The sequence below is a fragment of the Paenibacillus sp. yr247 genome (genome assembly GCF_900103825.1).
In the GTDB taxonomy this organism is placed as follows: Bacteria; Bacillota; Bacilli; order Paenibacillales; family NBRC-103111; genus Paenibacillus_E.
Genome location: NZ_FNIF01000003.1, coordinates 342,569 through 363,922 on the forward strand (window position 1 = coordinate 342,569; position 21,354 = coordinate 363,922).

The 21,354-nt window shown below is 42.6% G+C and carries 18 protein-coding genes and 1 pseudogene; 2 read left to right on the forward strand and 17 right to left on the reverse strand.

The genetic code is table 11. From position 1 onward, the window contains the following. Window positions 1-112: 112 nt before the first annotated feature. From BLT91_RS10600 to BLT91_RS10615, 4 genes are all read right to left on the reverse strand, one after another. Complete coding sequence (locus BLT91_RS10600) at window positions 113-910, reverse strand: hypothetical protein (RefSeq protein ID WP_090820502.1); 798 nt, start codon at window positions 908-910, stop codon at window positions 113-115. Between the two features lie 98 nt (window positions 911-1,008). Continuing rightward, a complete protein-coding gene (locus tag BLT91_RS10605) occupies window positions 1,009-2,088 on the reverse strand; it encodes an SIR2 family NAD-dependent protein deacylase (protein ID WP_254776876.1) in 1,080 nt (359 codons plus the stop codon). 656 nt (window positions 2,089-2,744) lie between these two features. Further along, the gene (locus BLT91_RS10610) at window positions 2,745-3,368 is read right to left on the reverse strand and encodes a DUF7225 domain-containing protein (protein WP_090820505.1); all 624 of its coding nucleotides are present in this window, start codon (window positions 3,366-3,368) and stop codon (window positions 2,745-2,747) included. A 69-nt stretch (window positions 3,369-3,437) separates the two neighbouring features. Further along, window positions 3,438-4,196, reverse strand: coding sequence for an LEM-3-like GIY-YIG domain-containing protein (locus BLT91_RS10615; RefSeq protein WP_090820507.1), 759 nt, complete (start codon window positions 4,194-4,196; stop codon window positions 3,438-3,440). A gap of 329 nt (window positions 4,197-4,525) precedes the next feature. Between BLT91_RS10615 and BLT91_RS10620 the strand changes: the two genes are divergently transcribed. Beyond that, window positions 4,526-5,446 carry a tetratricopeptide repeat protein gene (locus BLT91_RS10620; RefSeq protein ID WP_090820509.1) on the forward strand — a complete coding sequence of 307 codons (921 nt, stop codon included), beginning with the start codon at window positions 4,526-4,528 and terminating at the stop codon, window positions 5,444-5,446. A 270-nt stretch (window positions 5,447-5,716) separates the two neighbouring features. Here BLT91_RS10620 and BLT91_RS10625 read toward each other — a convergent pair whose 3' ends face one another. From BLT91_RS10625 to BLT91_RS10675, 13 genes and pseudogenes are all read right to left on the reverse strand, one after another. Then, complete coding sequence (locus tag BLT91_RS10625) at window positions 5,717-6,271, reverse strand: HD domain-containing protein (RefSeq protein ID WP_368086790.1); 555 nt, start codon at window positions 6,269-6,271, stop codon at window positions 5,717-5,719. 711 nt (window positions 6,272-6,982) lie between these two features. Then, complete coding sequence (locus BLT91_RS10630) at window positions 6,983-7,819, reverse strand: ADP-ribosylglycohydrolase family protein (RefSeq protein WP_090820605.1); 837 nt, start codon at window positions 7,817-7,819, stop codon at window positions 6,983-6,985. Window positions 7,820-7,869: 50 nt separating this feature from the next. Beyond that, window positions 7,870-8,904, reverse strand: coding sequence for an AAA family ATPase (locus BLT91_RS10635; RefSeq protein WP_090820511.1), 1,035 nt, complete (start codon window positions 8,902-8,904; stop codon window positions 7,870-7,872). After that, window positions 8,880-9,545: a nicotinamide riboside transporter PnuC gene (pnuC, locus tag BLT91_RS10640; protein WP_090820513.1), complete on the reverse strand. Its 666-nt coding sequence runs from the start codon at window positions 9,543-9,545 to the stop codon at window positions 8,880-8,882. Before pnuC ends, BLT91_RS10635 begins: the two co-directional genes overlap by 25 nt. A 13-nt stretch (window positions 9,546-9,558) precedes the next feature. After that, window positions 9,559-9,690, reverse strand: a pseudogene (locus tag BLT91_RS31460) (hypothetical protein); the annotation flags it as partial. 42 nt (window positions 9,691-9,732) lie between these two features. Beyond that, a complete protein-coding gene (locus BLT91_RS10645) occupies window positions 9,733-10,290 on the reverse strand; it encodes a cysteine hydrolase family protein (protein WP_090820515.1) in 558 nt (185 codons plus the stop codon). Window positions 10,291-10,362: 72 nt separating this feature from the next. After that, window positions 10,363-11,133 carry an NUDIX domain-containing protein gene (locus BLT91_RS10650; protein ID WP_090820517.1) on the reverse strand — a complete coding sequence of 257 codons (771 nt, stop codon included), beginning with the start codon at window positions 11,131-11,133 and terminating at the stop codon, window positions 10,363-10,365. Between the two features lie 325 nt (window positions 11,134-11,458). Then, window positions 11,459-11,623, reverse strand: a complete 165-nt coding sequence (locus tag BLT91_RS31465; RefSeq protein ID WP_175532223.1) for a hypothetical protein — start codon at window positions 11,621-11,623, stop codon at window positions 11,459-11,461. A gap of 197 nt (window positions 11,624-11,820) precedes the next feature. Further along, a complete protein-coding gene (locus tag BLT91_RS10655) occupies window positions 11,821-12,246 on the reverse strand; it encodes a hypothetical protein (RefSeq protein WP_090820519.1) in 426 nt (141 codons plus the stop codon). A gap of 753 nt (window positions 12,247-12,999) precedes the next feature. Then, a complete protein-coding gene (locus tag BLT91_RS10660) occupies window positions 13,000-14,235 on the reverse strand; it encodes a TIGR02679 family protein (protein WP_090820520.1) in 1,236 nt (411 codons plus the stop codon). A 12-nt stretch (window positions 14,236-14,247) separates the two neighbouring features. Next, window positions 14,248-18,300 carry an SbcC/MukB-like Walker B domain-containing protein gene (locus tag BLT91_RS10665; RefSeq protein WP_090820522.1) on the reverse strand — a complete coding sequence of 1,351 codons (4,053 nt, stop codon included), beginning with the start codon at window positions 18,298-18,300 and terminating at the stop codon, window positions 14,248-14,250. Then, a complete protein-coding gene (locus BLT91_RS10670; protein WP_090820524.1) occupies window positions 18,281-19,426 on the reverse strand; it encodes a TIGR02678 family protein in 1,146 nt (381 codons plus the stop codon). Before BLT91_RS10670 ends, BLT91_RS10665 begins: the two co-directional genes overlap by 20 nt. Continuing rightward, on the reverse strand, window positions 19,423-20,877 hold the full coding sequence (locus BLT91_RS10675; RefSeq protein ID WP_175532225.1) for a TIGR02677 family protein: 1,455 nt from the start codon (window positions 20,875-20,877) through the stop codon (window positions 19,423-19,425). Before BLT91_RS10675 ends, BLT91_RS10670 begins: the two co-directional genes overlap by 4 nt. A gap of 304 nt (window positions 20,878-21,181) precedes the next feature. Between BLT91_RS10675 and BLT91_RS31470 the strand changes: the two genes are divergently transcribed. Beyond that, window positions 21,182-21,322 carry a hypothetical protein gene (locus tag BLT91_RS31470; RefSeq protein ID WP_175532226.1) on the forward strand — a complete coding sequence of 47 codons (141 nt, stop codon included), beginning with the start codon at window positions 21,182-21,184 and terminating at the stop codon, window positions 21,320-21,322. Window positions 21,323-21,354 lie beyond the last annotated feature (32 nt).

Below are 21,354 nucleotides of genomic sequence, written 5' to 3' on the forward strand. Positions count from 1 at the left end.
TCAGCCATCCTTCCAACTAGTATAAAAGGAGGGAACTCTTAGATCGCGTGTGCACGTTGGCCGAAACCTAGTATTTGTGAGTTGAGAATCCAAGTAAACACGAGAACACAATCTAAACATACCTTTTAAACAGCGCTCTAGCTCTCATTCCAACTTCATGTTTCCTTTTATCACTAAGACTGCCGAAGGGCAGACTAATCGTCCTACCTTGTACCGATATGAACTCTTTTCCGCTTTTCAGTCTCATTCGAGAATAAACAACTACACGTTCAGAATTTGTCTGGGGCGAATCCATTAACGGCTGCGGCTTTTCAATAATATCAAATTCAATTTTACATGTGGAATTGAGACACGAAAAAATGATGTCTGGTTGCAGCAGTTCAATTAGGTTGTGCCAGATACGAGACCCTTCTCTTTGCAAATCACGCTTTATTCGGGCATTAACTGCATAATTTGGGTCCTCCCCCCTCCTACCTAGGTTCCCCCATGTTGGATCCGTCGCGATCGGGGTACAGAAATCCGTTTGTAGCGGAACATTCTCAATACCACCATAATAACTAGCACCAAAGCCTGCTAGTACCTTCTCAAACCCGTTTTGGAACCACGACGAATATGGGTCAACCCTAAAATAGTCGTTCAGTGCTTGTCGGTAATCTGCCTCTGACAGATGACTTGACTGCTCCAGGATATATCCAAATCGTTGCGTCGGATTACTTTTTGGAAACTCATTGAGTGAGGGATTTAGTGCCGCGGTCACAACTTTGATTGGCGAACGAAGATACCTGTCATGGTCCCCAAAGTACAGCACAGGAATGCTGTGCTGTACCACACATTTTTCTTTGCTAAATCTCCAAAAATGGTTCATACATTCCTCCATTATGGAGGTCAAACTCGGTGCCGCTTTTTCCAAAAGACTACCTCCTAGTTGTTCGGTTTATCGCCCATCAGTTTTAACTTCCTACCATTACATGTTACCTAAATGTATCTCGAGAAACCCTAGACTAAGATCTACAATCTCCCAATCCATTTATCGACCTTTAGATGTATTTCCTCGGACTTTCCGTGAATCACTAGATTGAATTTTTCATCCATCATAGTCGGCTCTAGATTTATAACGACAGTTCTCCCTTCGGTCATCGACGGGAGCCTATTGGCTGGATACACATTGAGACTTGTGCCTATGGCAATCACTAAATCCGACTGGACGATTGCTTTTAAAGCTCCTTCCCATGCCTGAGAAGGTAAGGACTCATCAAAAAGGGTGACGTTCGGTCTGAGCTTTCCGTCGCACTGCTGGCACTTAGATTGATCTAAAAAACGTTCTGTGGACGCCGGATGATCACATTCTGAGCAACACACAGACCGAATTGACCCATGCAGTTCATGCACGTTATGTGAACCGGCCAACTGATGGAACCCGTCCACGTTTTGAGTCGCTACGGCTTTTACTAAACCGTGCCTCTCCCATTTTGCTAGAATTTGGTGACTTTGATTGGGTAACAGTCCCTCTAGTGCGTGAATTCGAAAGCTGTAAAAGGCGTGAAATGTCTCATAGTTGTGCTTCATAGCATCCGCTGTAGCAACGGTGGTCGGATCGATGTTGTTCCACCAACCGCTGCCAGATCGGAAGTCGGGAATGCCGCTGGCTGTGCTGAGTCCCGCACCTGAAAGGATTACTGTAAATTTCGAGTTCTGTATCCAATCAGCTAGGGTTACCATGCCCTTATCGATTTCAACCTCGCATGCTTCGACCCACCGAAATAGATTTCTCGACGGCGGTCTTTTAGCGATGACCTGATTCCACACCAATTCCCGAAAATCAGGGTGGACGTGAGACGGATACGCACGTCGCCACGAGTATTTTTCAAGAAGGCCGATCGCTTCATCGAACGAATCAACCCACTGAACTGGCTCCCTCACCAGGACTGGTAACAAATCCGCATCCTCGTCGAATAGCAAATCCGCCAGTGCCGACTCATTTCTGCCTGTGGCGTATTTCCACGACCCAAGTGAATTCCGGCGGCCCCATAATGTGACTTCCCCACCTTCAAACCCCAGACTGACGATGATTTTCTTTTCCTCGTTCAATGGTCTACCTCCCCCAATCTATTTCCTATCTAACCTTGGTCGGTATTTTTATGTGAGGTGATACACTTCCGGTGCCTTCATACTGGATTGCTGCTATCAAACGTTTATTCTCTTTTGTTGCATTAAAGATCTTTAAGAGATCATTTTCATTTATATACCTGTTTTGTCTGACTAGTACCGGACCAATCTATAAGTTGAGGATTAAAACGTGCGTCGATATTCTTACGTAGAATTAAGTACAGCTGATCAATCCTTCTGGATCAAATTGCGATAAACACCGAGAAGTCACAGAATACAACATCCAAGGTAATTTAATATTTTTTTCTAGGAGAGTATACTATTCGCCCATTTTAACAACTCCCTATTTCATCAATTACAAAATCATACCGAGTATAATTTTCCCGAATCTCAACCTCGTCGTTTCCTCCCCAATGCTTCCTTTAAGTGAAACAAGCAGCAGAACCATCAAGGTGGTTCATCTTACACCATTTGAATCTACTCGGTAAACTTCCCGGTCGAGATTCAAGGGGTTCGAACTCATTGCTCCCAGAGCTGTTAAATGTATATATAGCAAGGCTCGATCGATTAATAAGTTCTTTTATTCCAATCAATATCTTGAATCAGATAAACACTCACTATAATAGCCTGCCTAACATTTATACAGAATCGCTTTTTCCTAAATTACATCTTGAACAAAGTGATTGTAGGTTATTAATTTCGGTTTCTCCGCCTTTTGACCACGGTATAATATGGTCCAGATGCAATTCTATCGAGGCGTCTTTTGCAGGAGATGCACCGCAAATGCAACATTTAAACATGTCTCGTTTCAAAACATCAAACCTAAGTTTTATGCTTGGTGTACGACTAGTCTTGTGAGTGCTTGATTTTTCGATCTTCTTTACTCCTAACGCACTTGTTGAGTCCATAACATCGAGATTACTATTTGGGGCTATGATACGCTCTCCGTTAACACATTTACCTACTGGAAATTCCGCTTTTGCTCCCTTGGGTCTATGCCATATTACACCATTGTATGGATAATTTAGCCCAACACATTCATATTGACCTTTACCATTATATATAAATAATGTGGGTTTATTGGGTTTAATTCCATTATTAATAATGTTATAGCAGTAGTCAGAAGGAATAATACTCCCTACCGTTCGCCCATACTTCAAATTAACTTCTCTAACAATTTCACTCCTCTCGACAACCTTGCCAATGCCGAACATCTTAACTACATCAATAGCATACTCAACGATTTCTTCATCAGTTGTCATTAAATATTCCTACCTCTCTAAATAAAAAAATTAAAATTACCATAAAAAAATATGTTATTTCTGGTTTTTTTATATTTGATAGTAAGTGCTTTGTCTTTTAACATTTAAGTACATAATAGGATTCTGCGAGTTCTTAGGGAAATAGTGCTCAACAGATTTCCCTATATATTTATTAATAATATCCGCATCAGCAATCTTCCCTACAAATTCAAATCTACCAGGGTCATTTAGTGCTCCTCTAGTAGAGAAAGTTGTCCCCGCAGGAAACCATTTTTCTATCTTATAAACTTGTTGAATAATTCCATCGAATATCGAAAATGCATAATCAACCTTTTCTCGATCTTGTCCCACTTTCCAAATCCCTCTTGTTGCATCATAAAGTTCTATATCAGACATACCAAACCGAAAAAGTTGATTTATTCGAATAAGAATAGCCTTTTCTGGAATTTCTATACTTTCTCTTTCATAATAAGAAACTAATTTGCTTATTTCTATGCGACCATACAGAGCACTTTGCCAGCCTCTAACTTTATTTGTTAATCGGTCTTTCCCCAATAAATCTATAACAGAAGCTTCTACCTTAAGAGCTGTGATTTCATCATCAATCCCATGAAGGAGTATTTCTATTTTGGGTTCTTTACCATTCCCCCTAATTGCGTTTATCTTTTTTATCTTTTCGGATTCAGTCTGTTCATTAAGATGGGAGAAGACTCTGTTACCTTTTCCCTTACCAACATAAAAAATTTCCTCAGTATCTGGGTCAGAATAGATGTATACATAATATTTTAATTCGTCGATTACTTGTTTTGAAAATTGTGTAACCATCATAAGTACATCTATCTCCCATTCGCTCTAATATTAAATTGACCTTTTAATACTTACATGCAAAAAGCCTATTCTTACAACTCCTGGATCCGACGACTTCTATATTCCATTTCCGATTAACTGCAAGACTGGATGTACGCAAAATTACAAATATCGAAGCATTCCCCTGTAACTCATTTATTTTGTCAAGGATGCATGTTTATTCCGATTTCAAGAAATCGCACGAGACATTACCAGCATAATTGTAGAATTACTTCATAAGGGTAACTTATGAAAAAGGTCAAAAAAGCATATGGTTTATATAAACACTTTAACAAAGGAGTATGATTTCGATGAAATTACCCAATCTTTACTTGCGATTTTCATCCTCAGAAATGCGAACTTTTTATGTATACCGACTGCTCCGCATTGACCCTAGTATTCATGAAAGCGCTAAACATGCACAGGAGTTAGTGGATCGAATGGAAGTCGGCGTAACATCGAGTCCATACTACCGAGCATACCGCTATGCAAAATTGGAGACACCCTTGATGGCAGGGGAGTGGTGGCTACCATCGAAGGTTCACCTCTTAGGAATTCGCAGGATATATTTCAAGCGTGTTGTGAATCAACAATATGGCTACTGGCTTGTTCTGCAGGTGCTACCTTCCTCTGGAGGGAAACAGTTGTTTTCTCATATAATTAGTTCGATTCATAAAGAATATCTTGTGGTTGTGAACGGACGGATACCTTACCGTTTGTTGGCCGAGATGCAACTTTCTCGGGCCAAAAGACTGTTAGACAAGGAGCCTCTGACCAATATGCGGATTTTGGAGTCGATTCAAGAACTTTTAGATGAGGCGTTTACGTTAGATCCAGGTGCTTTTACGGGCGATCGGGTATACTTCTGGGAACAATTAGGACTTTATTGGAGTGAATTTCATCAACTGGGAAGGATGGAGCACTGTTTCAGACAACAAGCCAAATTACAGAGAGGCAGTGGAGATGCCTTTTTAAACATGGGCTTCCACTATTCCGCGGTAGGAGAATTCAAGCGAGCCGAACAAGCATACTTGGAGGGGTTACGCACCAACCCCAATGATGAATATATATATCATAATTTAACTCAGCTATACTTGAATATAGGCTCTCGGAAAAACGCGTTTAAGGCAATCAACGAAGCTATCTTGCACAACCCGGAACTAGCTAGTATTTTTAAACTAAAAGGGGATTTACACACTTATTGGGATGAATTAGACGCTGCTTTACAATAGGCAAGCCCTTTTATTATGTTCTTCAGGCTGGGAATCCCTTCGGGAAGAACTCACCGGGCAAATCCAAAAGTTGGAGGTATCACTATGAGCAAAGATCAAAGTCCTATAAGACCTCATAACGATCCAATCTGTCCAAGTTACATTCCCCTTATACAGAATCTTAAAGCGCTAGGTCCTTAGTATCTGGTTTCAGTGGTCATAATCTATTTGGACGACATTCCTATGGTTGATTGCAGTAGAGAGATTTTTTTGATATGGGCTTATTTCACATTACTTGGTTCTAAATACAGTATCTATTTCTTGCTGTAGGATATCTAATAGTTTAAACCTGCCGGAATGCCCCAGGCTTACTAATACGTTACGGTAATACCATGCTTGCTGTTCCTTACCGCGGTTGAATCTGCTCCAAACAGCTTCTCCGATCTTTTCCATGTCTCGTCTTATGGAAACTATATTATGAAGCTTATCCGCGCAAGACACCAAACGGATTTCTAGAGGAGCGGTTTTCAAAAATTCTAAGGTGTGCTTTTTACGTTCTTCCCATGTGAGTGACTTATCGGGTTCTGAGACACCGGAGACAATTTGAGCTACTCGACGACCAAAACGCTGCTCAATTTCTAATAGTGTTATTTCCGTATCCTCTACAACATCGTGCAAGATCCCAGCGGCAACCACTTCCACATCGCACTCAGCCTGGGCTAAAATCATTCCGACCGCAAAAGGATGGGAAATGTAAGGTATATCAGTTCCCTTGCGATACTGATGACGATGAGCGTATGTTGCAACTTCAATTGCTACGTTAATAATTTCCAAATTGTTGATCACCAAATCTCCTCCTAATAAAACTGCTCCTACTTATTTCAATAAAATATATATTTTTCCTTATGCTAAAGCCGCCACTAAATCACTTACTGACTGAACAAACACCTTATGATGATCGGCATAAACCAATATATGAATTTGTTTAGCCTGTTTAGTCTTTCCTTTGCCTAGGTTTTTTAGGCAAGCTCATTTACCACTTCATTAAAAATTCATCGAGTACTGATAAATTTTTCTTAGAAAGTTGCACCCCCCATTCTGGTCTGCTTTTTGGACCAACATAGTCATAATTAACTAAAACTGAATTAGGCTCGTGCCATTTTAGCGAGGGAAAGATAAACCTTTGGAGGATAATTATCTATTAACAAAGCCAATGCAACGATAAGCATTTAATGATACTATTTGTATCATATCACGGACACGGTGACTTTTCCATTCATTCAACTCATTCAACTGCAACTAGGGCTGGCAATTTAAAATATTAATAAGGGAGTGAAGTCACGCCGGCATTTCCTGTTATATTCATGCCAATCAATAAAAAAGACTTCTCGTTCATAGCGTTTCAAATATACTAGCTGAACCCCAGTGACCTACAGGGCATGATAGGGATCGTGTTCTTCATACCCTTATACTAGAGCAGCAAAGCTGAGATAAAATAAATACCGAAAGCTCCTCTCATATAAATCACGTCCTTGGTCAAAAACGATTATCACAATCCTATCGAAGACAATATAACCGTGATGCGATTTCATCCAAACGACTTCTGATCAAAATCGCCTTTGCATACTTTGATGGTATCTGCTCGTATCCATAATAAATACCAGCTAGCCCTCCGGCTATTGCTCCAATCGTGTCGGAGTCTCCGCCCAAATTGGCCGCTCGTTGTACCACTTCGCTAAACCCGGAGGAATCCAGCAAGATGTGGAGAACCCATCGAAAAGTATGAACTATAAATCCGCTAGATTCGCAATTCGGCGAGGATGTAAGAATACTTTCATAATCCGTCCCTATCACTTCGTGCTGGATTGAACTTTTTATTTCCTCTCCTCGAAGCAACCGAAAAGCAATTCGATTATAGATCACACAAGCTTCGTTGCACCTTTCGTCGTAGTGGGTCATTTTGGATTGCATATGGGATATTCGTTCTATCTCATCCAATTCCGTATACGCAAGAGCTACCGGCAAACATCGCATTAATGAGCCATTTCCCCCGCTTTGGCCAATATCTAGATCCGTCAGTAATGCCGCCTCGAACCAGTTCCCTTCATAACTTTCAAACGTATGCCGAATAATATTGCCGATATCTTTGGGCCTGGATTGATACCACTTCATAAACCGATCACCGATTGAATCTAGTGGATTCTTTGGATTCTCTAGTATGCCCTCTGCAACACATAACGTCATCATAGTATCGTCTGTCACTTCTCCGGGCTCTAATCTCCAAACACCGCCACCTATCATTTCTGTCAAATAACCATACCTGGCTTTTATTTCCCGGACGCTCATAAATTCTGTTGTTCCTCCCAGAGCATCCCCTACAGCAACTCCGTACATCCCGCCTTTGATTTTGTCGAAAAGATCGTTCTGGTTTAATAACAAATCAATCACTCCCCTCCATTGTCTTGAGTCAATAAGTCACCAATTTTATGGTACTCACGAAACTGCTTGAGAATCTTATCCACCCGTTCAGCCCGCTCTTCAAGCGTCCCATTTAGTAAAAAATAAGGGATTTTCCACATTTTAAGATCAGCAATAATTTGTTTCTGGAACACAAGCCGCTGAACATCTCCGGAACGATCCCAAGTGTCTGCATAAGGAATGTCTGTATCGCAAACAAAAACAAGATCATACCGTGACGCCGCATCCACTGCCATTTGTGACAGTCGGAGGGTTGCTGATCCATGATAATAGTGAGAAAACATATAAGTTGTAATGGCATTTGTATCGACAAAGAGAACGTCACGCGCGTTCTGCACAAGGTTATCTTCCCTCTCCAAATGTCCCTCAGCAATTTCTTCTAATTGCCCTAACGATAATCTTCTCTCTACTTGGTGCTTCTCCCAATACTCCCTGCCATACTCCGGCATCCATACAGTATTATTGTGGTTAGCCAAATAGGATGATAAAGTTGTTTTACCTGTTGATGGTGCTCCAAGAAATACGACTTTAGTAATCATATCCTTATAAACGATCGGGCTAAGATAATGTCTGTTCTCGTATGGTGCATTCCGCACTTGGGTGCCGGAGACTGGGACACGCTGCCGCTGAGGATCGATCTGACGGTTCTCTGCCCCCAAAGCTACACTCATATGATCACCGTAAAATTCACTGGAATAAAAGTGGGTGATCTTTTTCCCTTCCAGCTTCTTTAGCATATATTCCTCATGCATTCGTTTAATCTCAGGAGTATCGCCAATTTCCAAAGGACCATCCCACGCTTCGACGACCTGTACCTGAGGATAGAGGACTCGGATCCAATTCGCTCGGACATTCAAAGGGATATCGGTCGTTTCCGGACAATCATAAATGACAACAACCACTTCATCCATTTCCTGAATGGCAGTCTCAATCATGAATTGATGGCCGCGATGAAGGGGTGCAAACTTCCCGAGTGTCAGGCCTGCTTTACGTTGGGACATACGGGATTCCTCCGATCTGCAAGATGTAACTCCCGTTTCCATGAAATATATCCGGCTATAGCAATAAAGAAGAAGATGAGGTATAGAAAGGCTACGGCATACAGATCTTTGTATGCATACATAGCTATGGACATGATATCTACAGCGATCCAGCAAAGCCAATTCTCCAACACTTTGGATGAAAGCAAAAACTGGGCGATGATGCTAAGGGTAGCTATCAAGGCATCAGCGTAAGGAATGGATGCATCCGTATATGCCTTTAGAACAAATCCCCAAAGGAGCGTTACTGCTACAAGTAGAAAACTTAGGATCAGTACTAGTCGCAACGTAATTTTTCGGGTGGGGCGAACCTGGGAGCCTTCCCTTTTAGTCAGCCAAATTATCCAACCGTAAATACTCAAGACGAAAAAGAACACCTGTAGCGTCATATCCGCATAAAGTTTGGCTTCCCCGAACATATAGAAAAAACACGCGACATTGATCAGCCCTACCGGCCATGCCCATATATTTTCTCTGGCTGTGAGCCAGACGCTCAACAATCCTGTTGTAGTTGCAACGATTTCAAGTGTCGTGGATGAAGTGTAAACTGCGATTGCCACCATAAAGATGAATAATACCAGTAAAATCCAAGCCTTTTTCATAGTAGCTTCCTCCTTAAATCCGATGTTTTTCAATTAGGCTCATCTTTAATTCCCACACGGCGACGCTCAGATCGACGGGGTATGATTCCGGATTCAGCTTTCTTAAGTATTCCGGCCAAAACAATTCCAATTGCTTGCGATGGTATGGAGCGTAAGATTATCCCACGTCATTTTATTCCCTCTTATTTTAGATTCTGACTGGCTGATTTTCCTTAAAAAGTGTCGCTCCTAGCGTGTTCTGAAAATGTCCTAACGCCCAATCATGGCCAAGCGGGTTAAAACTCGCTACCGCATCGGTATGAACCACCAACGAAAATCCTTTGTTATAGGCATCAACGGCGGTATGCAGTATACAAATGTCTGTACATACTCCGACGAGATGCAGTTCCTGTATGCCTCTGGCTCGTAGCTGAAGTTCGAGATTAGTTCCGCAAAATGCGCTGTAACGAGTTTTGTCCATCCAGTACATCCGATCTTGATGCTGCTTATAAACTCCGTCCAGTTTGCCATAGAGTGATCGGCCTTCCGTCCCCCGAATGTTATGCAGTGGGAATAAGCGATACTCGGGATGAAAGCGGTCCTCCTGATCATGAAGATCCACCGCCATGACTACCCAATCTCCTGCTGCTTCAAAAGATTCGGCAAGCTCCGTGATTCGTTCTTCAATATCAAGTGCCTGTTGTCCGCACGGGAGCTTCCCCACAACAAAATCAACGGTATAATCGATCACAATCAAGGCCCTCATAAGTACCATCTCCTTAAAAAAGGTTTATTGATAATGTTATAATGACAATATCAATCGATAAAAGATAAGCGCCTAGCTGTAAATGGACAGCTGCGGCGTTAGATCGGTAAAACAGTATAACTGAGCTGCTCTTTGTGAGTAGCGGTTAGAAAGCTTCGGCTCTCCGTTACGGTCTTTTACTTCCTCAATAATTCCTTTGCGGCTTTGGGTGGAAGTGATTTTGCGAATAAAGTTCCTCTCCTCAAAATCCGGTACAACGGTTTGGATCACCTGATACAGCTCGCTAATCGTAAATTCCTCAGGAAGAAATTCCTTGGCTATCGTCGTCGTGAGCATTTTATCGCGGATTTCCTTCAGAGCGTCCATCAATATCTCCTTATGATCGAAGGCCAACTCCATTCGAAGAGCTTCCTCTAAAGGAAATAAGCGCACATCCGCTGCATCATCGTCAGCACGCCGTTTAGCCAACCACTTCTCATTAACTAACGCGAAGAAAGCGTGAGAGAGGATCCATCCTCTTGGATCACGTCCCGGTTTACTGTATACGTTAAAATACTCCATATGAACATCCGTCACGCCAGTCTCCTCTTGAAGCTCCCGTAGCGCACATTCGTACATACTTTCTGACTCTTTGCAGAACCCCCCGGGTAAGGCCCACTGTCCTTCATACGGCCATTTTTTCCTCTGAATCAGCAGGACCTGCAGTTCCCGTATAGGAAGAGCCTTTTTAGCTGTATTCTTTTCAGTAGAGGTAATGGTGAAGATGACAATGTCGCTTGGGGCACCGTCTGGAGTCCGGTACTTATTAGATGTGTAGTTTGATTCGTTTTCGATGATATCCATTGTTGCACCTGCTAATGTGTAATTCGTATTGTCGTTTTGATAATTTCATTATGACATTATAAAAAGAAATGTCAAGTGCACAAATTTTGATGTGGTATAACCAACTCAAATTCTTGAGCTGGCCCAAATCGTCTACTCTATCAAGTACCAAGGACGGTGCGACAAAACAAATCAACCCCGCCTTTCGAATACTGTTACCTTTATATTTCAATGTCAACAACATCAGCTTGCTCCCAATATCTTCGTACAATAAATTCTTGCAGATATTGAAACCACTGGCGTTTTTGGCCTGTCAACCGAATCCAGCGGGGTCTTTTCATTTTTTTTAAATATGGTTATACTCGTCAATCGATTGATGAACTGTTACGTCTGATTCGGAGTTCTCCAATTCCGAGGACAACTGCACTAACAATTGTTGCTCTTTATTGTTTTCCGCATTAGTATTTGCAGCATTTAGTGCCTGCTTAATCAATTCTTTTTCGTTTGCCATATCAAATTTCACCTCCTTATCCATGGAATTATGCCCAAAAAACCCAAAAAAAGCCCTCATCCACCGAAGTGAGTCAGGACAGTTGTTATGAATCAAACTGGGGAGGGTCATTCCTGGACGGTACGAATATAAGGACTCTGCCCCCGATCCCGTCAATCGCGATCATTTCATTTTTCCGGTTCCTTGAAGACAACAAATTATTCCAAAAATAAGACTTGCTTCTCATCCATTTCCAACGTGAATCGGACAATAACCTCACTTCCCGCAGGGATGTCAATATTGTAAGAGACCGTATTCGATCCTTTCTTAGTATATGGATGTGACGTATCCGACACCCTCCAAAAGCGCTGATATATATAGTGTGATAGCTTGATATGAGCGGTTTCACTCTTATGATTTCGAATGATAACCTCGTGCGTTTCAGCTGTATGGCCGCGGTCGACACGCTGCAGCTCCTTACGTTGATGTTCGAATACAAGATCGAATGCTTCCCCGATATTTAAAGAGATAGATTCATTTCGGGGCGTATGTTCAATTGCATCCTCCCCAATAAATTCATTCTGGCCGTCTGCCTGATCCTCCTGATATACCTTAATCAATCCTTTTGGCAGCGGGAAGCCCATGTGGCTTTTCTCGTTATTTTCGAAGGCAACTATTATGTTCGCTCGTTTCCAACCCGTTCGGCATTCATAATATACATGGCAAGGAACATTATCTGCTTGGAACAGCCTAATTTGCTTGGACTGCTCATTCTTCAGTGTCGTTGGTTCATACAGAGAGTAGAGGTGGTAATCGGCAAATTCCCGTTCCTCGAAAGGCTCTCTAGACTCCTCGTGGTGTTCATGAAGTTTTTTTCCTCTAATAGTTAGTCCTTCTTCTAAGATGGGTGGTACAAGGACAATATATTGTTTTTTAATAAAACATAATAAAGTTTCTAAGTTTGTTGCTAGAATTGAATCAGCAGGCTAATGGCTTTTTTATTCCCCGGTTAGACAGATTCCCCGAAGTTCTGAAACAGATGATATTGCTGTAAATAATTCTTTTTTTGTTGCTTGTGATTCATCCTAAAAAATTTAGTATCATTATCTCAGTATCGTAATGAGTACGTAAGTCTTTATTCCATTAGAATCCGCATGCAGCAGCGGTACGATTCAGTTTACTTGCTGATTCTTCGAATGCTGCAAGTTGATTGCTTCCATTTTTAATAGACTAATAACCGTTTTAGCTAGAGTTAAATCATGACTCTCTATGTCCCTAGAGTCCAAAATGAAAAAACAACCTCTTCTATCCTCGGCGCTTGTTTTTCATTTGACAATGATTTTTGCTAATGTCATGGCTTTCATTTGATTACTACATTTGTATATATTACTTGTACTTTATTTTTTCAAAATATCTTGAATCAAATGACGCAATAGTTTTTCCTGGTATCCAACCTTCTCATTATATAAGATTCTCTCTTTGACCCCACCTAATATAGGATGTTGAATGTTTTTCAGCATCGATAGTCTGCGCGGCGAAAGCGGAACATGCGTTTTGCAAAATTCGTAATCCTCCTTGCTCATACGCCATGGTACGAGTCGATCCCCAAACCTCTTCCAAAGACGCTCGCAGATAAGGAGCCCCTCCGGATCAAAGTCTCCTGAGTAGAACAGCGTTGAACCGCCTTTGACTAGTTTATCCAGCAGCAAAAGCGAACTGAGTTTAGGCTGCCCGTGCAGGCATACCAAAGGTGGCAGCACATCTGTAAATTGATCGAGCAACGCCGAAAATACACCAGAATTTTCAACTACAAACACACAACTTCCTATAATAGGAGATACTGAATCCAGTTTTATTACCTCGCGCAGTGGCACATTCAGAATCGCCCCTTCAGTATGCGCCTGCTCCCAATACGAAAAATTCGATGCATTTAAACCCGAAGCGCTTACGAAATTATGAACGTCGTCTTTCAGCAGTCCGGCAGCTGCGTAGAGCTCCACTTCTTCTTCTAGCGTCACCGAGTCCAGTGCCTCAAATAGAACTTTCAGCCCATCTGTTAGTAACCTCCCGTATCGATCCCCGTCGAACGCGTGAGGATCGCCGGCTACCCGTTCGGAAAAAACCGGCAACCTCTCGTATCCCTCAACTGGAAGCTGGGAAAAGGCAATAAATATTGGCTCAAAATCCTGCAGCGCCTCTTCCCCTCTTTCTTCGTACATCCGTAGGAAAGATCCCGGCAAACTCTCCAGAATAGCCTTGGAGTTAGCGTCATCAAAGCGCATTGAAAGCTTTTGGAAAAAATCAACGCGATCGTTACGTTTGTTCTCTCTTGCACTTTTATTTGAAATGATCTCTTCGCCTGCATATTCATCTAACAACTCTTTCAAAGATACGCTGCCGAAAGCGGATCTCAGAAGCATCGCTTCGAACTTTAGAAGAGATACGGAATAGGAATCAGTTGGCACATCGCAGCGAAAGAATGAACTGATGGATGCTACTTCTTCATTAGAGAGTTCCTTTAGTATGACTTCGCCGCCGATTCTACCGTGTCTTTTCACTTTCCGAATCATTTCTTTAAAAAGTCGGCTATATCCGGGATCCCGTTGAAAATAAGCTGCCGCTTCTTTTTTCAATCTAACCGCTCCTTATATACTGAGTTCGAGCTGCTCATCAAAACTAACTTCTACCTCTTTAGACATTAACGGAACCCGCTCGACTCCGTTCCAATAAAACTGCGCGACACTAGCATAGTTGGCATGCTGCGGTCTTAAAATATGGGAAATGGATAAGCTTTTTACGGTCGGATAATCTCCCCAGAGCGCCTGAGAAGTAAGTACATAGGAGATGTCCATTTCCTCAATCAAATCGAACATTTCCGTAATGTTCCGGTCATCAACACCGGCAAAAGCTTCATCCAATGTAACAAGCCTTGCCGCGTCATCATTGGCTCCTTCGTAACATGCATGAAGTGCAGAGAACAGCGGCACATATACGGACAGAGCCCGTTGACCCCCGGAGGCCGTATTTAAGAACGTTTTGTTCACTTCTGCCCACTTGTTATCTTTATAGCACTCCAGTTTGAAATCATACCATTCGCGATAATCCAAAAGAATACGAAGTGCGTCTTGAATGGTTATGCTTGCGGTTTCGTCGCTCGCCCATTCCCGTGCGCGATCAATTTGTGCCCTGAAGTGTTTAGCAATCTTCTCATGATCACTTTCATTTAGAAGCTCGGGTTTTGCCATCAACAGTTCAACGAGTTCAGTTGTATGCAGTTCTTCCAAGCTTTCTGCCCTTTTCCCCTTCCACTCCAGCCGGAATGAAATAGAAGCGTTGCGCTTTTGCATAACGCGGTTCAAATTAGCAATCCAGCGCTTGGTTTTTGTTATTTTTTCACGAATTGTCTGACCCAACGTATTTAAAATGATATCCTCAAACAATCGCTGGTGCTCTTCGCTAAGTGACATCTTTAACTGCTCAAGCTTCTCAGATACCTCTTTAACCGCTTCATTCGGATTCAATCTTCCGACTCCCGTTGCCACATCAAGCCCCCGCCGTTGGGCAATCAAACCGCCTCGGTTTTCAAACATCAATTTTAATTCAAATGGATAGTCAAGCAAACGTTCCTGCAGTAGCACGTTGTTGAGTTCAACCCCTGCATTTTCACTGCTTGTACCAGGACGGTTCCCAACAGATTTCGCAAACGAAAGGAGATCCGTTTGGATGTCTTCGTGAATCGGGAGTGTAAGTTCTTCTTTAAGAATTTGCTCTGCAGTAACCGTATTTTGAACGCACCGAGCATGTTCATTTTGAGCATCAATGACTTCAATCGCTATCTTCTCTTCGCTCGACTGCAATATACCCGATTGTTTTAAAGCATTTCGGAGAATGATTGTTATTTCGTTTAACCTAAAAACGATGGCCCTGATACGCTCTTGAATTAGATCGGCGCCGACTTCATTCAGCCGCTGTTCAAGTGCTTGAAGGTTACCCGTAATCGCTGCGATGTCAGCGTCGATTTCAATCTGTTCACCGCGTACTTCAATGATGCGATCTTCAATTTCATCGATGCGCTCCTGTTCAGCGATCAGATTGGAATGGAAATTCGCTTGGCGAATCGTTTTGTTTTGGATATCATGCACGGCATTTACATATGCCTGAGTCGCCAGGATAGCATTTTTGCACCCAGGCACAGTTAGTTCGATAGTAAGCTTTAAGTTCTGAAGATCTTTTCGAATGACCCTACATTCATCATATACGCGGCTGTGCTGCCGGTGGGTGTTATCGAGTGATTCTTGTAGACTGTCCAATTTACTGCGAAGCTTTGCGATTGCTTGCAGCGCTTTTAGAATGTCTGATGGGACAGGCAATTGTTTTTCGTCCTCGGCAATTTGAAATAGTTCCCGCTGTAGCCGATCCTGCTCGCTGCGCAATAACGTATAGCTTTCATCTTGCTCCTGAAGTAACTTCTGCTGCATTTCAATCATTTTACTTCTCAGTTTATCGCGAGCTGCTTTTCCCACATAACACTGATCGACCGTTTGAGCATGTCCAACTAAGGCACCGATGCGGTACTGTTTATCAGGAAGGATGATCGTGTGTCCCTCTCCACCTTCACTGACGGATATAGAAGACACATATCTGGATATTTGTTCCTCGCTAATCCCTGACTTACCTGTCGTGATCACGACATAATCGAGCAGTGACCCTTGAGGTATAATTTCATCTGTACTTTGCAGAACGCAGTCTTCAAGAACTTCTTTCCCTTGCAGGGATGGCGCGATGAGCGCATCAAGCAGCCCGGAGGCGAAAAGGGCAGACTCCAAATCTAGACGCGTTTTAGAACATACGTTCTCTTTCCAATCAATCAGGGCAAAAAGCGGTGCATGTGGTACACCTGCATGGCGAAGCGACTTGCGAAATGCATCAGCGCCTGCGCTTCTAGCCGGTTCTGGATCGATCATTTGCTGCCACCGGGTGAGTTCTGCTTTAACCTCGATGCGCTTCTTATCGCAATCGTTCAGCGCTTGCTTATTCTCGGACTTCTTTTGTACGAGTGCCTTCTCTTGTTTACGGGCGACGATTGTGATGAGCGATTTGACGGAATCAAAGCCACGTTCCTCCGCAATCATCGAAGCCAAAGTAAATAGCTCCTTCTTTTGGTCATCGTCTAGAGAAAGTGAACGTACGCTCGCTCTCCACGATGAAAGTTCTTGCATGTATCTCTCTTGCAGTCCAATCAATTCTTCTTTTAACTTGCGTGAATCATCGGTGACAGTATCAAAATCTTTTTGATATTCCGCACGTTCATCCAAAATCTCTTTAAGTCGCAGCTCCTTTGCTTTCAGAGAACTTAATTTCTCAAGTGCGGCGTTTAGCTCACCCTGGTAGTTTTGAACGCTCTGGATCCAAGCCTTGTAATCCGGTGACTGTTGCTGGACGTAATAGTTATGCTCCAAGTAGTCGCCTTCTTCAGCCAACTCCGCCGCTTCTTCTTGGGTCTCCTCTAAATCTCTCAGAACCGCATCCAACTCGGTTTGGGTTTGATCCCGAGCATCGATTCCGTTTTTTTTCTTTTTAAGTTCAGCATGATATTGGTTCGTTTTATCCTGCGCCTGTTGGCTTTTTAGCTTCAGTTCTTTCTCAAGCCTTTCTTGTTTCTCGAGGAGTCCGAGCGCTTCATGATCGTCATAGATTTCTTTTTCGGCTAAGATGACCGTTTCCTCATTGCTTAACTCGATGATTCTTTGATCCATCTCTTGTTTTTCGCGAATGATGTTAATCTGGTCTGCTTTTATTTTCTCGAGTTTCTTCTTGCTTTCGATCTCACGGCTATAGACTTCCGTGTATTGCTTTGCTTTCTCTCTGATCACCGCTGAGTTGTATTTATTGTAGGCTTCTGCAATGATTTGCAGTGATTTCAAGATCACGGTGCTAGCCTGGACATCGTCATGAATGTTATCAATGTGCTGAATGGAATCAATCAACACGCGTAGCTCGTCATCGGTGAGTCCTGGCATGGATTTCTTTAATATCTCATATACGGCTTTAAAGTTCATGTCCTTGGCGTTCGATAATTTCGGTGTTCGTAGCTGAACCAGAAGTTCGATCCAGTTTTGAAATACATCCATGGACGGAAAGCCGAACAACAACTTATTGACAGTCGTCGCATATTGCTCCTTGTCCTTTTCGTCAAAGTGCATGACCCCGTCGCCGAGATTTTTCCGGAGCTCCGCTTTTTGATAAGTGACCATCTCCGGCTCGCCTTCCAGATTCGTCCGGGTACGGATCACATCAAAATCTTGACGGTACCGGGTATTATTGTTGACGATGAAATACCAGACATCGAGTTTGTTTTTACCCTTTCTTCCGTTTATCCCCATCCCGAGCGTTATGTACCGATCTTCACCTGGTTTCTCAAACTCGAGCAGGATATAGCTTGTGCGCTCCGTCCTGTCTTCCATTTTATTTTCAAAAAGTACGTAGTAGTCCATTTTACGGTCTCTACTACCAAACGGATCCAGTCGCTTTGGCGAGATATTCCCATCAAGCATGACAGGAAACAGGCTCTGCATCGTTACTGATTTCCCCGAACCGTTCTCGCCTCGAAGCAGCATTTTGCCATCACTGAAATGAAATTCTTGGTAGTCAAATACCCAAAAATCAATTAACGCCGCTCTACTCGGTCTCCACTTCATTCACTTGTTCTCCTTTAAGATAAATTTTTCCGGTGACGCGAACGACATGCGGGGCAATAATCACGGTATGCGCATCAGGTCGTTCAATCATTCCCCAACTCATCAAGTACCTCGTAATTTCCTTATCTAAGGATTCGAGCTTCAAATCGGCGTAGTCCGTTTTCCAATAAGAGCTGTTTTCATTTTTCAATTGGAGCAGCATTTCTTCCCAATCGAAACGGTTCATGGTGATACTGCCTGCATCGTCCGGCATAATGTCACTGTTCAAATACTTTAACTTAAGACACTCTGCAAGTTGCAGCGCCAGATCAGAGATGGAGGAGTCTGCTGGAAAATCACGCATAGTACTTCCCTCCGGATCGCGTCGCACACATATGACGCCCTCGGTATAAAACTCTGCTTGGAAGTGCGTGTGTATGAATAGATCTTTTTTAAGCACCGGGAACTGCTTTTTGATGTACTGGACATCTTCAGGCTCTTGACGCGAGAACAACAGCGCAGGTTCAAGTAGCAGCGTGCGGTAGATACGCTGCCTTCTCTCTTTCGGAGGAAGCCCGGTGAAAAGATCTGGGTTCTGAAGACCATCCCTGACCGCGCAAGGAAATTGCCGGATGAAGAATCGGGCGATCGGCGGAATTTTAAACAACACTTCTTTTTCGAATGCATCAATATCCCCGTCACGATGAATTAAAATTCCCATTCGCATCGTATATTTAAACACGCGGATCAAGCTTAGCCGATTCCGGTGCTTTTCTAAAAATTTCTCATCCTGCTCCCCTAAATTGGCTCGGAGCTCTTCGCAAAAATCGCTGATCAAGAACGTTTCATCATAGCGCCCTTCAAAAAAGGCAAAGAGTGAAAAGAGAATCGTATAGTCCATTGAGCTTTTGAAAACATCTGGTTCCAACACCATATGTTCACTTGCCACAGCTGGAATTTTCTCGAGGCGCGCAAACATTTTACGGTGCACCACTAATTCAAATCCTAGTTTTTCTCGAAACCAGATTTTCAACTGCGGCTCAAACTTTTTCACCAGATCAAACTCTTCCTGTTGTTCTTCCCTGACAATCCAATACTGTTCTAGCAATAGTCTAGATGCCTTCTTTAATCCATCCTCAGTCTTCATACGGCACTAGCTCCCTTGCTTAGGTTTTGTAAAAGGAGTGATCCGTTCGGCATGACTAGCTCCCCATCAAGGCACTGCACTTTTACGCTACCGTCACCAGGAGCCCATTTAAACGTATGCCCCCATTCGGTACGTCCAATGTGTTCTGAAGCATGCAGGCACCGGTTTACAAGTTCTAAAATTTTCTGACGCTGGGGTCTTGTTAAAACCGGTAACTTTTCCAGCTCGATCTTGTTGTTTTGAATGAGCATCAAGAAGTTTTGCTTAATTTCTTCCTGTTGCCGCATGTATTCTTCTAGCATTTCATTTTGCTGCGCTCTGTTGTTCGCGATACCGCTAATTTTTCCCTTGGAGCGAAAACCTGGTTTTCGAGAGCCGAGTTCGATTGGCTCTTGATCAATGTCCCAGAAACTCTCAATTCTTCCCGAGTTATCATTTTCATCACAAGCAAAATGCTTGGTGTGGGAGACGCCGATCACAAGCGATGCCAGCTCATGTGCTTTTTCATCGTTACCGAGCTCATAAAAATGCCGAGCTAAATCCCAGAATTCCTGTTTACGGCTGCGTAAATATTGCTTACTTTCCATAAGACGGCTTGCAAACCGTAACATTTTCCGGATAATTTCTCCGGTCTGCGTCATAACGCTTTTGGCATCACTTTCTTCACCACAAAACCACATAAACATCGATGTCCATTCATCGCGCAGCCTTTTTTTCACTGCTTCCGGAGATACTTTTTCGCCAAAACGGAAAATCGTTAACTGGTATGTTGCCACCATTTCAATGATTTCGCCGATCCATTCTTCATGAAATTTTTCTTCTATCATGTGCTGGAGCTGGGGTATTTTTTTCTGCAGAACCAGCACGAAATCTCGCAAATAATTCAATAGATCCTGCCGGCGGACCAAGAAGGCTTCGCTGAGCATTTCATCCTCCGCCTGAAACGAAGAAATGTGAGCGAGATAGTCGCTTGTTTTTCGGTCGAGTCTTCGGAAATATTCCATTAGGTCTTCCCATCTGCGGTAAACCTCTTCTGGTTCTATGGAGACTTCGATCGCGTGTAGTTGCTTTAGTGCCTCCATAATCCGATCGAACAACGTTTTATCGAGGGAACCGCCGCCAAAGTCTGCTTTACTTGTCTCCAGGGTTTCTAAAAATCGTTCGATTTGGATGGTGTAATGCGTTGCTTGATATTTAAACCGTTTAGATTTAAATTCCTCAATTGTGTAATAGTCATTTGCTTCTTGTCGCGTGGTGATATTTTTCCAACTTTCAAGCACATCTAAATCTTTCTTTAATTCATCAATCGTGTAGGAATCAAAGTCATCAAACTGTTTTAAATGCTGGAGAATGTCCTCGACTTTTAACTGTGTCCTGTAGCCATGCTGCTCATAAAAATAACGCAGGATGGGACGGTATCTCAAGGTATTTCCCGTATTCAAATAATTCATTTCGGCAATTTTGGACGTGTACATGTTTTCCATCGTGGGACCTTCCTTTGCAAGAATCTCAGTCTATAATATAATTCATAGACTACTTCCGTTCCAGCTCCTGCCAAAAGTGCCTTGAATAACTCCTGTAATGAATACAAACATAGAAGGGAGACGCGAATAGCGTCTCCTTTTATCAAGCGCCAATTAGAGCTCGATTTGCACACCGCTCCAAGGGTTTTTATCAGGCACTATATGAGGAAGGAATTTTGGCAATTACAGAGAATTAATTTTTTTAAAAGAAATATTATATGGAGGAATGTTTATGACATTAGAAAATGAAGATTTACAAGAATGTCTTGGTTGTGGTCAAAAAAAGGAAATTTACCAATTTGACCTTTGCGAAGAATGCTTTGAGAAAATAAAAGAAGAAGATAACCCTTTAAACGAAAGAAATCATTGTTAAAAATTAAAATTGAATGTAAAGAGGAGGCTTCG

Bases quoted from the DNA above. Each gene is read 5' to 3' on its own strand.
- BLT91_RS10615 (WP_090820507.1), bottom strand. From the start codon at position 4,196: ATGATGGTTACACAATTTTCAAAACAAGTAATCGACGAATTAAAATAT.
- BLT91_RS10655 (WP_090820519.1), bottom strand. From the start codon at position 12,246: ATGGGCTTCCCGCTGCCAAAAGGATTGATTAAGGTATATCAGGAGGAT.
- BLT91_RS10670 (WP_090820524.1), bottom strand. From the start codon at position 19,426: ATGAAGACTGAGGATGGATTAAAGAAGGCATCTAGACTATTGCTAGAA.
- BLT91_RS10665 (WP_090820522.1), bottom strand. From the start codon at position 18,300: ATGAAGTGGAGACCGAGTAGAGCGGCGTTAATTGATTTTTGGGTATTT.
- BLT91_RS10675 (WP_175532225.1), bottom strand. From the start codon at position 20,877: ATGAATTATTTGAATACGGGAAATACCTTGAGATACCGTCCCATCCTG.
- BLT91_RS10620 (WP_090820509.1), top strand. From the start codon at position 4,526: ATGAAATTACCCAATCTTTACTTGCGATTTTCATCCTCAGAAATGCGA.
- BLT91_RS10650 (WP_090820517.1), bottom strand. From the start codon at position 11,133: ATGGATATCATCGAAAACGAATCAAACTACACATCTAATAAGTACCGG.
- BLT91_RS10635 (WP_090820511.1), bottom strand. From the start codon at position 8,904: ATGTCCCAACGTAAAGCAGGCCTGACACTCGGGAAGTTTGCACCCCTT.
- pnuC (WP_090820513.1), bottom strand. From the start codon at position 9,545: ATGAAAAAGGCTTGGATTTTACTGGTATTATTCATCTTTATGGTGGCA.
- BLT91_RS10645 (WP_090820515.1), bottom strand. From the start codon at position 10,290: ATGAGGGCCTTGATTGTGATCGATTATACCGTTGATTTTGTTGTGGGG.
- BLT91_RS10610 (WP_090820505.1), bottom strand. From the start codon at position 3,368: ATGACAACTGATGAAGAAATCGTTGAGTATGCTATTGATGTAGTTAAG.
- BLT91_RS10630 (WP_090820605.1), bottom strand. From the start codon at position 7,819: ATGTACGGAGTTGCTGTAGGGGATGCTCTGGGAGGAACAACAGAATTT.
- BLT91_RS31465 (WP_175532223.1), bottom strand. From the start codon at position 11,623: ATGGCAAACGAAAAAGAATTGATTAAGCAGGCACTAAATGCTGCAAAT.
- BLT91_RS31470 (WP_175532226.1), top strand. From the start codon at position 21,182: ATGACATTAGAAAATGAAGATTTACAAGAATGTCTTGGTTGTGGTCAA.